The 13,365-nt window shown below is 42.1% G+C and carries 14 protein-coding genes and 1 riboswitch; of the genes, 2 read left to right on the top strand and 12 right to left on the bottom strand.

Features of this window, described 5'->3' with window-relative positions; all coding sequences use genetic code 11:
* Nucleotides 1-82 precede the first annotated feature (82 nt).
* The 8 genes from gudB to LWH95_RS10185 all read right to left on the bottom strand — a co-directional run bounded on the left by gudB (nucleotide 83) and on the right by LWH95_RS10185 (nucleotide 7,492).
* Nucleotides 83-1,357 (bottom strand): NAD-specific glutamate dehydrogenase, encoded by a 1,275-nt coding sequence (gene gudB / locus LWH95_RS10150; protein ID WP_004398159.1) that lies wholly within the window; start codon nucleotides 1,355-1,357, stop codon nucleotides 83-85.
* A 156-nt stretch (nucleotides 1,358-1,513) separates the two neighbouring features.
* A complete protein-coding gene (locus LWH95_RS10155; RefSeq protein ID WP_003230533.1) occupies nucleotides 1,514-2,098 on the bottom strand; it encodes a genetic competence negative regulator in 585 nt (194 codons plus the stop codon).
* A 158-nt stretch (nucleotides 2,099-2,256) separates the two neighbouring features.
* On the bottom strand, nucleotides 2,257-3,036 hold the full coding sequence (locus LWH95_RS10160; RefSeq protein ID WP_060398914.1) for a metallophosphoesterase: 780 nt from the start codon (nucleotides 3,034-3,036) through the stop codon (nucleotides 2,257-2,259).
* Between the two features lie 84 nt (nucleotides 3,037-3,120).
* The gene (locus tag LWH95_RS10165; RefSeq protein ID WP_004398163.1) at nucleotides 3,121-3,564 is read right to left on the bottom strand and encodes a YpbF family protein; all 444 of its coding nucleotides are present in this window, start codon (nucleotides 3,562-3,564) and stop codon (nucleotides 3,121-3,123) included.
* 63 nt (nucleotides 3,565-3,627) lie between these two features.
* Nucleotides 3,628-4,371, bottom strand: a complete 744-nt coding sequence (locus LWH95_RS10170; protein ID WP_232919451.1) for a LysM peptidoglycan-binding domain-containing protein — start codon at nucleotides 4,369-4,371, stop codon at nucleotides 3,628-3,630.
* Complete coding sequence (locus LWH95_RS10175) at nucleotides 4,322-4,924, bottom strand: CPBP family intramembrane glutamic endopeptidase (RefSeq protein ID WP_166638368.1); 603 nt, start codon at nucleotides 4,922-4,924, stop codon at nucleotides 4,322-4,324. Before LWH95_RS10175 ends, LWH95_RS10170 begins: the two co-directional genes overlap by 50 nt.
* A 26-nt stretch (nucleotides 4,925-4,950) precedes the next feature.
* On the bottom strand, nucleotides 4,951-6,441 hold the full coding sequence (locus LWH95_RS10180; protein WP_232919452.1) for a RecQ family ATP-dependent DNA helicase: 1,491 nt from the start codon (nucleotides 6,439-6,441) through the stop codon (nucleotides 4,951-4,953).
* Nucleotides 6,434-7,492 carry a helix-turn-helix domain-containing protein gene (locus tag LWH95_RS10185; protein WP_133487340.1) on the bottom strand — a complete coding sequence of 353 codons (1,059 nt, stop codon included), beginning with the start codon at nucleotides 7,490-7,492 and terminating at the stop codon, nucleotides 6,434-6,436. The genes LWH95_RS10180 and LWH95_RS10185 overlap by 8 nt, the downstream gene beginning before the upstream one ends.
* A gap of 265 nt (nucleotides 7,493-7,757) precedes the next feature.
* On the opposite strand from LWH95_RS10185, the gene LWH95_RS10190 reads away from it, so the two are divergent.
* Nucleotides 7,758-8,006, top strand: coding sequence for a ferredoxin (locus LWH95_RS10190; protein ID WP_003225461.1), 249 nt, complete (start codon nucleotides 7,758-7,760; stop codon nucleotides 8,004-8,006).
* 38 nt (nucleotides 8,007-8,044) lie between these two features.
* Here the strand turns inward: LWH95_RS10190 and fmnP are convergent, their stop codons facing one another.
* Complete coding sequence (gene fmnP, locus LWH95_RS10195; RefSeq protein WP_004398177.1) at nucleotides 8,045-8,617, bottom strand: riboflavin transporter FmnP; 573 nt, start codon at nucleotides 8,615-8,617, stop codon at nucleotides 8,045-8,047.
* A 152-nt stretch (nucleotides 8,618-8,769) separates the two neighbouring features.
* Nucleotides 8,770-8,904: riboswitch (FMN riboswitch) on the bottom strand.
* A gap of 206 nt (nucleotides 8,905-9,110) precedes the next feature.
* On the opposite strand from fmnP, the gene serA reads away from it, so the two are divergent.
* A complete protein-coding gene (gene serA / locus LWH95_RS10200) occupies nucleotides 9,111-10,688 on the top strand; it encodes a phosphoglycerate dehydrogenase (protein ID WP_232919454.1) in 1,578 nt (525 codons plus the stop codon).
* 42 nt (nucleotides 10,689-10,730) lie between these two features.
* Here the strand turns inward: serA and aroD are convergent, their stop codons facing one another.
* The 3 genes from aroD to sigX all read right to left on the bottom strand — a co-directional run bounded on the left by aroD (nucleotide 10,731) and on the right by sigX (nucleotide 13,240).
* Nucleotides 10,731-11,498 (bottom strand): type I 3-dehydroquinate dehydratase, encoded by a 768-nt coding sequence (gene aroD / locus LWH95_RS10205; RefSeq protein WP_060398920.1) that lies wholly within the window; start codon nucleotides 11,496-11,498, stop codon nucleotides 10,731-10,733.
* Between the two features lie 112 nt (nucleotides 11,499-11,610).
* Entirely contained in the window at nucleotides 11,611-12,720 is a 1,110-nt protein-coding gene (locus tag LWH95_RS10210) for a GerMN domain-containing protein (RefSeq protein ID WP_232919455.1), read from the bottom strand.
* A complete protein-coding gene (gene sigX / locus LWH95_RS10215; RefSeq protein ID WP_004398184.1) occupies nucleotides 12,656-13,240 on the bottom strand; it encodes an RNA polymerase sigma factor SigX in 585 nt (194 codons plus the stop codon). The genes LWH95_RS10210 and sigX overlap by 65 nt, the downstream gene beginning before the upstream one ends.
* Nucleotides 13,241-13,365 lie beyond the last annotated feature (125 nt).

Genomic DNA, 13,365 nt, shown 5'->3' on the forward strand with positions numbered 1-13,365 from the left:
TTCATCATATTTTTCTATTTCCGAATAAAAAAATCTCCTATTTTATCATAGGAGATTTTTTATTTTTATGCAAATCATCAACTTATATCCAGCCTCTAAAACGCGAAGCTTCAGCCATTTTGCGAACGCCGACCATATAAGCAGCGAGTCTCATGTCAATTCTTCGGTTTTTAGCCATTTCATAAATATTGTTAAATGATTTGACCATCATTTTTTCTAATTTTTCTTCTACTTCTTCTTCACTCCAGTAGAAGCCTTGATTATTCTGAACCCACTCAAAATAAGAAACCGTTACGCCGCCGGCACTTGCCAGCACATCTGGTACAAGCAGAATGTCCCGGTCTGAAAGAATTTTTGTTCCTTCAAGTGTCGTTGGCCCGTTTGCCGCTTCAACGACAATTTCAGCCCGGATATTATGGGCATTTTCTTCTGTAATTTGATTTTCAATCGCAGCAGGAACGAGGATATCACAATCCAGCTCCAGCAGTTCTTGGTTCGTAATGGTATCGTTGAAAAGCTTTGTTACGGTACCGAAGCTGTCGCGGCGGTCGAGTAAGTAATCGATATCGAGTCCTTCTGGATCGTAAAGTCCGCCATACGCATCTGAGATGCCGACAACCTTTGCCCCTGCATCGTGCATAAATTTCGACAAATAGCTTCCCGCGTTTCCGAAGCCTTGGACAACGACACGCGCACCTTTAATATCGATGCCTTTTTTCTTAGCCGCTTCTTTAATGCAGATGGTTACACCCTTTGCTGTCGCAGATTCTCTCCCGTGAGATCCGCCAAGCACAAGCGGCTTGCCTGTAATAAATCCAGGCGAATTAAATTCATCAATTCTTGAATACTCATCCATCATCCAAGCCATGATTTGTGAGTTTGTAAATACATCCGGCGCCGGCACGTCTTTCGTCGGACCGACAATTTGGCTGATTGCTCTGACATACCCTCTGCTCAGACGCTCCAGCTCTCTAAACGACATATCCCTTGGATCACAAACAATTCCGCCTTTACCACCGCCATATGGAAGATCAATTATGCCGCATTTTAAACTCATCCAAATAGAAAGCGCCTTCACCTCTTTTTCTGTTACGTTCGGGTGAAAACGTATCCCGCCTTTCGTCGGACCGACAGAGTCATTGTGCTGCGCACGATAACCTGTGAAAATTTTTACTGAACCGTCGTCCATACGAACAGGTATTTTTACCGTTAATAATCTCATCGGCTCCTTTAACAGTTCGTACACTTCTTCAGGATATCCCAATTTCTCCAGAGCCTTATGTATTACGGTTTGGGTTGATTTTAATACATCAAGTTTGTCCTCTTCTGTATGACCGGTGTTTCGATCGGCTGCCATTTGAGTTAACCTCCTAGAATCTTCTGTTTCTCACATGCTCCCTTTCAGAGAATAGTATACACCTTCATATGATCTGTGCATAGAATAAACGTTATGTTTTTCCATGTTTTTTAACGAAAAAAAACTGCTGTGAAATCAGCAGTTTTTCGTGCGTTCTTATGAAAAATGAGTCTGTATCGTCTCGACGGCATTACCGTCCATAATGAGCTTACCATACTCTTGCAAGCGATAAATCGTTAAAGTTGTCGGATTGCCGTATTCAGCCAGAACCGCCACAACCCCCTCAGCCGTATGTGATCCCAGGTCTTCAAGGCTTAAAAAGTACTGTCCGTCATAGTGGTAGACAGTTCCCCCTGTGATACCGATTCGCTGTAAGCTTTCTGAAAGCTGAATGATATCTTCGAAGGAATGGAATTGATAAATGATGTCCGCGCTTTCATCAAGCTTGACTTGCATTTCGATGTAATCATCATCATACTCATCGTCTTCTGAATCGGCGTCTTGGTTTTTTGTTACGATCACTACCATCCCTTGTGCTTGGAGAGAATACACTTCCACTGCAATCGGTCCATTCGCTTCAAAGCCGAGCTCTGTATTAGCTTCATTCATCATATCTTTAAATAACTGGTGGACTTTAAATGAGTCCTTCCAGAGGTCTTCTTTTGTCAATCCCCGGTCTGTCAAATCATCGAGGGTTAAAAAGATTTTGATCTTATTATAATTCAGACGCTCAAGCCGCATAACGTTCCCTCCTGCCTCTACTTGCACACAAATCATATAACACATTATATGAGATGATGAGTCATAGGTTCTTAATTGTTATCAGTTTACACTGAGTTCACTAGTAAGACAAGCACAATGCAGTTTTTATTGCCTTATGGATTTTTGCTTTTGAGAAGTTATTCTGGCGCGCAAAGAGTCACAATGTGCGTTTCCGGCTCAGCACCTAAACGAAGAGGCACTTTTGTTGTGCCATATCCATTGCTGATCAGGTACGCCGCATTTTTAATCATGCCTGTTTTTCCAAGTTCATACGGGCCGAATTTTCCAAACCTGATCTGACCGCCATGGGTATGTCCGCTGAATATCGCATCAATACCATCAGCTTCATTGATTTGTTCATGGATCTCCGGGTTATGGCAAACCAGAATATTCAGCTGGCTTTTATCGAGTTCTTTAATGGCTTCCTCATAATGATCCATCTCCATCCTGATATCATCAACTCCGGCAATGCCTATCGTATGGCCGTTGTACGAAAACGGAACTGACTCATTCCTCAGAGTGATGACACCATGCACTTTGAATATAGAATACAGTTCATGCTGCCTGACTTCATAATCATTATTCCCCCACACAAATACGACAGGGACCCCGATAGCCGCGAGCCTTTTGATGTTTTCCTCGATTCTCGTACTAGACACTCCGCCCTCAGCTAAATCACCGCCGATGATAACAAGGTGAGGGGCATGGCTTCGCGCTTTTTCTAAAAGATCTTGATCGATGAGACGCTTGTGAATGTCTGAAATAAAAAAGATTGTAAGAGGCGGCTTGCCCTTCATTTTTGATAAAGGAAATGTATGTGTTTTCAGATGGTTGCCTTTTGCTGTTGAGTACATTTTTGCCGTCATTGCCGCTGCCGCCACAGTTAGCACACCGGCAATTTTCACTGATAGCTTCATAAAAACTCTCCATTCTTTTAGAACTTATCAATAAGACGGACAATAAAAAAAAGACGTTTCTATCGTTTGAGAAAACGCCCCATTTTATTTACTTTCAAAATATAGATTTATGTCATATTTGTGCTTCATCATTTGAAAGACAGACTCTCTCGCCTTCCATTTATCCGGCTGCGGCCAAAGGTCAGTGCTTTTCTGGATAATTTCGCATCTCAGTTTATGGAAATCACCCTCAGCTTTTTCTTCCTTTTTCTTAAAATAATATGAAGTGCAGTATGCAAAAGCGGTTGCCATCATCCAAAATAAATAAAAAGTATGGCTAAGCATTTCTTGAAGAACGAGCTGAGGCGCCGGGCTTTTGATCATGATCATCAGACATAATAAACCCAGGCAAATGAGTGAAGTCCATCGCCACCTGCGGCACTGTGCTGCATAATTTTCAAATTTTCGTTTTCGTTTCACCAGTGCTTGGAGCATCTGTTTGGTCGGCGCGTCTGTAAACTGATCCAGCTGATTCCATAAAGATTCCATACGCTTCACACCTTGTCCATTTTCATTGCTACAATATATGTGCGTAAAATAAAAAAATGCCCTTTAATCCACCAAGGGGATGTCCAATACTTGTCCGGTGTAGACATCATTTCCATTTAGATGGTTATACGCGCGAATTTTTTCTTCTCCTGACCTGCTTTTATAATACTTCATGGAAATGCGGTACAGCGTTTCTTTCTTCTGGACGGTGTGCTTGACAACGCGTTTCGGCTCGGGTTGAACTGGTTCAGCCGGCTGTTGTTCTTGCCGGGTTGCTGTTTGTTGGGAAGAGGAAGCAGCCGCGGCGGTTGCTTCCTCCTTATTTGCTGAGTCTTCTTTTTCCGCTACAGCAGGCTGTTTCTGATCAGTTGTTGTTTTTGCCGGCTCTTTTACCTTTGTATCCTCAGACTTTTTTTTTGACTCTTGCTGCAGTGCAGTCTCTTTGGTCACTTTGGTGTCTTCGTTATCCTTTTTTTCCTCTGATTTCGGCACAATCTCATATTTGCTTTGGCTGCTGTCGATAAAAACATCTTCATAATCATCATGATTATCCGGGTGGCTTTTGAGATAAAATAAGGTCACTAAAACGATAACCGGCACAAATACAAATAATACAGCGAGTACAGTGAATAATGGTGTTTTTGTTTTGCCTTGCTTTTTTTTCTGTTCTTTTTGATTTTTTACAGATTGTCTTGTCGGAAGGCTTTCTCCATCATCATCGACATAATCGTCCGCCAATGCGGCGGCGTTTTGATCTTCATAAAGATTCTGGGCTTTTCTTCTCTCTACTCTCGACATGTTCGTCATGTATATCCCTCCTCACATGTTCAAAACGAATCTGACAGGCAAACACAGCATCAATGATAAAATGTGCCGTCACCGGAACAAATAAGTTACCGGTCCATTCATATATCAGACCGAGCAAAAAGCTGATTGCTGTCACCATGATAAATAACAGCCATTTTGACAAATATCGAAAGTGCAGAACGGCAAATACAATGCTGGCCGCCCATAAACCGATATGAGTCTGAAGCACTCCTCTGAATAACATTTCTTCCGCGAAAGCAATCAGAAGCGTTAAAAATATAATATGAGGGATTGACCTCTTACTGAATATTTTTTTATTGATTCCGCCGTCATCATATAAATGAGGCGGACACCATTTCATTACTGCCATATCGGCTAAAATAACAATAACCGCAACAGAAACACCATACCATATGATTCGCATATCGCGAATATCCCAGAGCTTTAGTACGTCCCTTGCATCCGCAAAAAAGAACAATCCAGCTCCAGCTGCGACGATGATGATCAAAAGCTGCGTCAAATATAACTGCTTCAGCATATCACGGTCAGACATATACTGAATGAAATCCTTTTGCTGTTTCAGTTCAGCTCACCTACAGTCTGCAAGCTGAATATCCGTTGCAATTCCGAACTCCAGCTGTCTAATGGCGCCTTTTTACTCCGTTCTCCTTTTTGTTCATACAAGGATAGATCAAAACCGCAATGTGAACAGCACGGGAGGTTTCCGTCATCAGGCTCGTATGATTCATCAAAATAGGTTAACATAGATTGCCTTAAACAGCCATCACGCTGAAGCAGAAAAGATACGCGGCGCATTTTTTCCAGCTTCAGCTCCATGCGATATGAAATCTCCCGCTTTATCAGTTCAATTGATGTTTTCCCCTGCATAAAGAGATGAATCATCATACGGGCTTGTGTCTCTCCGACACCATACTGCATTAAGACATCACGCAGCCTTCTCTCATCCCGCTCCTCCGTCTCCTCAAGCACACGGATCACATTGGCGATTTCCTCATCTGTAACACTCTCCATTTGGATAATCTGCTCCTGCAATTCAAAATCCCCTGGCGCCCGCAGCAAAATGCTGACACTAGGTTTTCCATCGCGTCCCGCTCTGCCGATTTCCTGCATAAAAGCTTCAGCCGTCTGCGGGAGGTGAAAATGAATCACATATCTGATATCAGGTTTATCGACACCCATTCCAAACGCATTCGTACAACATATCACATCAAGCTGGTTATGAATAAACTGCTGCTGAATTAAAATCCTGTCGCCAGACTCCATACCGCCATGGTAAAAGTCGGCTCTGCTGCTCGTTTTGCTTTTAATTTCACTCGCTAATTCCTCAGCCCATTTCCGTGTCGGGCAATAAACAATTCCCGGACCTTGCAGGTTTTCAACCAGCTGAATGACCCTATTTATTTTTTCGGCAATATCTGCCGCATTTTCCACCCTGAGCGCGATGTTTGGGCGATTGACTGAGTTGAGATGCCGTTCGGCATGCTGCAGCTCTAGCAGGTTCATGACATCTTGCAGCGTATCCTTTGTAGCTGTAGCGGTCAATGCCAGAACGGGCGGGTGCCCAAGTTTTTTTCTCAGCTGTCCGAGCTTTGAATAGTCAGGTCTGAAGTCGTGTCCCCATTCAGATATACAATGCGCTTCATCAATTACGAATAAGCTGATCGGGACACTTTTCAATTTTTCCAATACATATGGCGACTGCAAAGCCTCAGGAGACAAGTACAAAAATTTATAGCGATGAATATGCTCCAAAACGAATTGTCTTTCCTGCCTGCTAAGCATGCTGTTCAAAGCGGCCGCACGCTTCTCACCACGTGCTTTCAGCTGCTGTACCTGATCCTCCATTAAAGAAAGCAATGGAGAAACGATTAATACCATGCCATCAAGCATATAGCCAGGCAGCTGGTAGCAAAGCGATTTTCCTCCCCCAGTCGGAAGCATCGCAATGGTATCCTTCCCGCTAAGTATGCTTCTAATAATGTCCTCCTGCCCTTTTTTAAAGGAAGTAAAACCAAAAAACTGATATAACGTTTGCTGTAATTTAGTCATATTGCTGCACCTGCTTCGTCAATGCCAGTCTGATTTGAAAGTAGCTGAATTGCTGCTCCAGGCCGTCGCGAATTTGTTTGATTTTGTTCGTCCGCATCCGCTTGGCAAACGCTGCAATGTGGAGCTGGTCTTCCGCTGATACATAGTCATCAATCATAAACGCAGGCTCATGGAGAGAAATCTCGACAATATGGTCTTCGATCGTCGCTGTTTTCAGCTTTCTGATTTCGGCAATTCGCTGTATCGGGATCCCTTGTTTGACCATCTGCCATGTTTTCCTCGTTGACTCTGTCAGGGCATTCTCTAAATACACATCAGAGAGGAGGTCCTTTAACAGAGAATGTTCACACTCCGGAAGAGAATGAATAAAATAATGTACCGAAGCCCAAAACATGACATAAACATACCATTCATCTTCTTTCAGCGTGTCAGCAAGCTGCCTGCTCGTATAACCGATCCTATCATGCGAGGTTAAGGAGTAGACAAAAATTTGCGCTGCTTTGTCATCAATCTTATGCAAATTCTCCTCCAGCATAGCAAAAAGGCTGTTTGCCATCTTTATATGATCCGTATTCCGGGACAGGTATTTCTTTACCCAGTGAAGTGTCTTATAATCGTTTGTGACAGGGATATACTGCCTGCTCCCTCGCTGTTTATGAGATAAGACTTGCACAAGCAGCGAAAGCCTTTTCCAAAGTACGCCAGCAGCCTGCTGGTAATAAGCGCCGTGGCAGTGAGTGGGCCAGGGGCGTTCACTGAGAGCATGACTCAAAGCTGCTGCGCCGCTGGCTGTCACCTTGTATGTATCTGTTTCAGGCATTGGTTCGAGATATGAATGCTGTTCAAGCTTGGTGAGTGACGCTGAAATATCGCTTCTCGAACATTGCTGAGCCATTCCAAAGTATTTTGCAGTCTGAAATAAGCCGGCATCTTGAATGGTTTGTGACGATCTTTTGCCTTTGAATAGGTGAAAAACAGCACTTCCCGACCGTTCTCCGTTTATTTTGCAAAGGCAATCGAGAACCATAATATCGAAGTAATTTAATGACAACCTATCCACCCACATTCTTCCTGACAAAAATCGTTGATTTGCTCTTTTTATTTTAACAGATTTTAAACAGAAATCGACGTTTAAAGTCATCATGAAGGGGGATGTTATGTAGATAACCCCTTATGTGATAAGCATTCTCAATCATTTTTCTGTTGAAATGTGGCAGCAACATCATTACAATAAGTAAGAGGAATAGGTGTTAAATTGATTAAATATAAAGATTGATCCATTTGTTCCACCAAGAACAATCTGGGAGGTTTTATTCATGGCAAAGTACACAATCGTAGACAAAGATACATGTATTGCATGCGGCGCTTGCGGAGCTGCTGCACCAGACATTTACGATTACGATGATGAAGGCATCGCGTTCGTAACGCTTGATGAAAACAAAGGCGTTGTCGAAGTTCCTGAGGTACTGGAAGAAGATATGATTGACGCATTTGAAGGATGCCCTACTGATTCCATCAAAGTGGCGGATGAGCCATTTGAAGGCGACCCGCTTAAATTTGAATAGAAGTAACAAAAAAGCTCCCCTGCGGGAGCTTTTTTTATTTAATGGATATGCGCGCTTCGCTGCTGTTCAATCCATGGCTTAAGCTTGATGAAAATAAGTGAGAATACTATTGTAATCACAATGCCTTTTATGATGTTAAACGGCAGGATACCTGCGACGACCGCTGTTTTCAGCGCGCTGTCAGATAATGCCGGTGAATGTAAAAACCACGTGTACGCCGGAAGAATCAGAACATAATTTAAAATACTCATTAAAATTGTCATCGCTGCAGTTCCCAGAAGCAGACTGACAGCCAAGCCCTTTGCTGAGTTCAGCTTTTTAAATAAGAAAGCAGTCGGCAATATAAAGAGTGTTCCTGCGATAAAATTCGCAATTTGTCCTACAGGAACTCCGGCCATGCTTCCTTGAATGATATATTGAAGAACGTTTTTTATCGCTTCTACGGCAATACCCGCCAAAGGTCCATAAATCAGAATGGCAATAATAGCGGGCACATCGCTAAAATCAATTTTTAAATAATCCGGAAGACCCGGAAACGGGAAATTTAACAGCATCAAAACAAATGCAATGCTGCTCAGCATACTAATCACAACTAATTTTTTTACTTTCACTTTACTCTCTCCTTTTCGATCACATCTTACTCGAAAACGGAAAGGTTCTTTTCCAGCCAATAAAAAAACCGCTTCATATATAAAAGCGGGGTTTCGAAAATTAGGCTAGGCAAAGAAACGTTTGAAAATCCAATTTCAAAACGCTTATGAACCTCCATCTTCTCCCATCCAGACTATACTGTCGGCTCCGGAATCTCACCGAATCCTGCTGTAAAAACAGCTCGCGGGCTTAGAGCCATCGGCTCATCACCGCCGGTAGGGAATTTCACCCTGCCCCGAAGATTGATCATATGAATTTAGTTCCATTATAAACGATAACTGGTTGGCTGTATAGAGAATTGCTTCAAATTATATATAATACTTGAAAGCTGTAAAAACATTGATTTTCAAGCTTTGCTTTTATCCTTTACTGCGTCAATACACGTTGACACTCTATTGAGAATATGTTAAATTATCAGATATTTAGTTTGTCAATTTAGGAGGAAATCTAACGATGTTTCGAGTATTGGTCTCAGACAAAATGAGCAACGACGGCTTACAACCACTTATTGAATCAGACTTTATTGAAATTGTTCAAAAAAACGTAGCAGATGCAGAGAATGAATTACATACTTTTGATGCTCTTTTGGTGCGTAGCGCGACAAAAGTAACAGAAGACCTTTTCAAAAAAATGACTTCTTTAAAAATTGTCGGAAGAGCCGGTGTCGGTGTAGATAATATCGACATTGACGAAGCGACTAAACACGGGGTAATCGTGATTAACGCTCCAAACGGCAACACCATTTCGACAGCTGAGCATACATTTGCGATGATCTCTTCTTTAATGAGACACATTCCTCAAGCTAATATCTCAGTGAAATCCAGAGAGTGGAACCGCACAGCTTATGTCGGTTCAGAGCTTTACGGAAAAACACTTGGGATTGTCGGATTAGGCCGAATCGGAAGCGAAATCGCACAGCGTGCGAGAGCGTTCGGTATGACCGTTCACGTTTTTGATCCCTTCTTAACTGAAGAAAGAGCAAAAAAAATCGGCGTAAACAGCCGTACATTTGAAGAAGTGCTTGAAAGCGCGGATATTATTACCGTACACACGCCTTTAACGAAAGAAACAAAAGGCTTATTGAATAAAGAAACGATTGCAAAAACGAAAAAAGGTGTTCGCTTAATTAACTGTGCGCGAGGCGGTATTATCGATGAAGCAGCACTTCTCGAAGCTTTGGAAAACGGGCATGTTGCCGGAGCGGCGCTTGACGTTTTTGAAGTTGAACCGCCAGTTGACAATAAACTCGTTGATCATCCATTAGTCATTGCCACTCCTCACTTGGGAGCATCGACTAAAGAAGCTCAGCTGAATGTCGCGGCTCAAGTGTCAGAAGAAGTTCTGCAGTTCGCAAAAGGTCTTCCTGTGATGTCAGCTATCAACCTGCCTGCCATGACAAAAGATGAATTCGCTAAGATTAAGCCTTACCATCAAATCGCAGGAAAAATTGGCAGCCTCGTATCCCAATGCATGAAAGAGCCGGTACAGGATGTTGCCATTCAATACGAAGGCACAATTGCCAAACTTGAAACATCGTTCATTACAAAAAGCCTTCTGTCAGGCTTTTTAAAACCGCGCGTTGACTCAACTGTTAACGAAGTCAATGCCGGGGGTGTCGCAAAAGAACGCGGCATCAGCTTCAGTGAAAAAATTTCCTCTTCTGAATCTGGATACGATAACTGCATCAGCGTAAAAGTGACAGGAGACCGCAGCACCTTTACTGTGACGGCTACGTATATTCCTCATTTCGGAGAGCGTATTGTCGAGATCAACGGATTTAATATCGATTTTTATCCGACGGGTCACTTGGTATATATCCAGCATCGGGATACAACAGGTGTCATCGGCCGAGTAGGACGTATTCTCGGAGATAACGATATTAACATTGCAACCATGCAGGTTGGCCGTAAAGAAAAAGGCGGAGAAGCCATCATGATGCTTTCCTTTGACAGACATCTGAAAGATAAAATTGTGAAAGAACTAACAGATGTTCCTGATATTGTGTCTGTAAAGCTCATTGACCTTCCATAATCAAAAAAACTCAAGCTGCATAGCTTGAGTTTTTTTATTGTTCTATACTCGTATGTTTTTGTGCAAAATGTCTAAGACACTCCTCAGCTCAGAAACAGGTATCTGACCAGGTGCCGACGCCTCTTCTCCCGCCCCAAAAGTGCAAGCTGATCCAAAAACCTCACCGCTCAGCCTGCTGATCAGTCCTGTTCCAGCCATTGACATTGTAATGATTGGACGGTCTGCATATTTTGTATTCATTGTATACGTCGCATCAAGCAGCGTTAAGAGATCTCCTGTATCATTCGGCATGACAGCCATTTTTGGAATATGCGCCCCTAAATCCTGCATTTTCCGAAGTCTCGAAAGAATCTCATCTTTCTCAGGCGTTTTCTCAAAATCATGATTCGACATCACCACATAAACATCGTTTTCTTCCGCCAGCGATACTAACGCTTTCACATTTGCATCTCCTGAAAATAATTCAATGTCAATAAGATCGATGTTTTTTGTTTGGACTGCCGCCTCCAGCAAAGCAAGATAGGAGCTTTCGTCCATTTCCATGCTCCCTCCTTCTTTATGGGTTCTGAATGTAAATAGAAACAGCTTGTCCGCTAAAGACTCCCGAAGCTTAGAAATCATTTTTGTGACGGCTTCTACGTCATTTGCTTTTTCAAAAACGTCGACTCGCCACTCCACTATGTCCGGATTCAGCAATTTTACAGCTTCTGCTTCATTCAAAATTTGTTTTTCCGTTTTTCCCATCAGCGGAACGATAATTTTCGGCATCCCTTCTCCGATGGAAACTCCTTTGATTGTTAACACGTTCACTCGTCTCAAATCCTTTCAATCGTTACCTTGTTTTATTATACACGCACAACTATTTTTTGAAAATTTCTATTATATGCAAAGCAACTAAAAAAGAGCCTGAAAGGGCCCTTTTTTAGTTTATGGAAATCGGATTTGGAGCAGCTGGTACCGGAATAGCATCTGATACGTCATATCTGCCGATTTTTTTTGTTCTGGTTTCCGTAAAGGTCACTTCTGTAAAACCAAACTCCTTTGCTGTTAAAAGTAGTCCCTCAAGCATTAAAATACCGGCAATAGAATCCTCAACTTCTGATTCTTTTGAGAAGTTGATATATAAGTGTTTCTGTTTCTTCGTTACAGATTGAACAGCACCCTCCTGAATAAGAGGAGTTGTATCTTTTTGGCTGCTCGATTCCATTTCCTTAACCGCTTCTTTTACTGTATCAAACGTTTTTTCTGACGGAACGAGAAAGTCTTGTCCTTGTTTATTTTGGTACAAGTAGTAGGCTCTTTTCGACTGTTTTGGAATAGGAATTTCCGTAAAAGTGCCATATGAACCAATATCGGCACCGTCCTCATTTTTTTGATCCGATAAAAATTTTATTTTTTCATAAGGACTCCACTTTAAGGATTCTTTCAGCAGTTTTTTTAACAGTGTATCATCTTTTACAGAAAAAGCCGTAATGAGCTGATGGACTCGTATACTTAATTCCTTTTGCTTTGGTTTTTCCTTTATCTCTACTTCATCTATGAAGGATGGAATCGTAATAGGATGATCAAGGATATCCAATTCACTACTTTTAGACAGCATATCCTGTATCGTTTGGTCTGCGTTTGTTTTTTTAATGCTGATGGGTATAATTGCGGATGTTTCGGCATCAGCAATCGCTACAGTGGTGTAATTGTTCTGTTCCTTTTCAGGAACAACAAACGATGTCTGATCCAGGGATAATGCAGCTTTTGGGCTGTCTGCTGTCTCAGTTTTCGTCACAGCGTTCTCTTGGGACGCATCTTTTTGTTGAGGTTGTGCCTGATCAAAGAAATGAGGAGAAATAATGAAGGCGATATAAACCGCAATTGCAGTGGCACACGCGGGGCCAATCCACCTAACAGCGGGCTTTTTTTTGCTTTTAGCCATCGTCAGCAGATTGTAAATATCCTGAGGCGAACGATGGTCTTTAACTGCCGGAAGTTGACTTAACAACTCCTTTATCTGTTCTTCGTTCCAATCTGACTTCATCATCCATTAGCTCCTCCCTCAAAAGCTCCATATGTTTCCGAAGTACTTTGAGCCCTCTGTGTTGGGTCGTTTTTACTTTGCTTTCCGAGAAGCGCAGAGCATTGGCTGTTTCCTGAATTGAATATCCCTGAATAAACCGCAAGATAATCACAGCTCTTTGATCGATCGTGCATTGATCAAGCGCAGCATAAATTTCCCGGACATTTTCATGTTGAACCGCAAGTTCGTCCGGAAGCAATTGCTGATCTCTGACATCCTGTGTATCCCAATCAAACGTGCCGAGTATACGCTGTCTGATCGTCTGCTGTTTACGGAACCAGTCTATCGCAACATGGCGTGCGATCGACAAAAGCCATGTTTTTTCACTGCTTCTTCCTTCAAACGTATGGTAAGAATTTAATACCCGGATATAAACCTCCTGAAGAAGATCTTCTGCCTGGCTTTTATCCTTTACCATATAAAATAAAAATTGGTACAAATCTTGATGATATGTTTCATATAACAATTGAAAGGTTTCTTCCATTTGAAACCCCTCCGTTCACTTTTTTGTCGTATTAATAGCTTGAAAAGTTACATTACAACTATATTACGAGAAACTGGAATTTGGAAGGGAATTTATATTAACATATCCTTAAATTTTATTAATAT

The organism is Bacillus sp. G16 (assembly GCF_021282335.1).
GTDB classification, from domain to species: domain Bacteria; phylum Bacillota; class Bacilli; order Bacillales; family Bacillaceae; genus Bacillus; species Bacillus inaquosorum.

Excerpts from the sequence above, each read along its gene's own strand:
- gudB (WP_004398159.1), bottom strand. The coding sequence starts at position 1,357 with ATGGCAGCCGATCGAAACACCGGTCATACAGAAGAGGACAAACTTGAT.
- LWH95_RS10155 (WP_003230533.1), bottom strand. The coding sequence starts at position 2,098 with ATGCGGCTTGAGCGTCTGAATTATAATAAGATCAAAATCTTTTTAACC.
- LWH95_RS10160 (WP_060398914.1), bottom strand. The coding sequence starts at position 3,036 with ATGAAGCTATCAGTGAAAATTGCCGGTGTGCTAACTGTGGCGGCAGCG.
- LWH95_RS10165 (WP_004398163.1), bottom strand. The coding sequence starts at position 3,564 with ATGGAATCTTTATGGAATCAGCTGGATCAGTTTACAGACGCGCCGACC.
- LWH95_RS10170 (WP_232919451.1), bottom strand. The coding sequence starts at position 4,371 with ATGACGAACATGTCGAGAGTAGAGAGAAGAAAAGCCCAGAATCTTTAT.
- LWH95_RS10175 (WP_166638368.1), bottom strand. The coding sequence starts at position 4,924 with ATGTCTGACCGTGATATGCTGAAGCAGTTATATTTGACGCAGCTTTTG.
- LWH95_RS10180 (WP_232919452.1), bottom strand. The coding sequence starts at position 6,441 with ATGACTAAATTACAGCAAACGTTATATCAGTTTTTTGGTTTTACTTCC.
- LWH95_RS10190 (WP_003225461.1), top strand. The coding sequence starts at position 7,758 with ATGGCAAAGTACACAATCGTAGACAAAGATACATGTATTGCATGCGGC.
- serA (WP_232919454.1), top strand. The coding sequence starts at position 9,111 with ATGTTTCGAGTATTGGTCTCAGACAAAATGAGCAACGACGGCTTACAA.
- LWH95_RS10210 (WP_232919455.1), bottom strand. The coding sequence starts at position 12,720 with ATGATGAAGTCAGATTGGAACGAAGAACAGATAAAGGAGTTGTTAAGT.
- sigX (WP_004398184.1), bottom strand. The coding sequence starts at position 13,240 with ATGGAAGAAACCTTTCAATTGTTATATGAAACATATCATCAAGATTTG.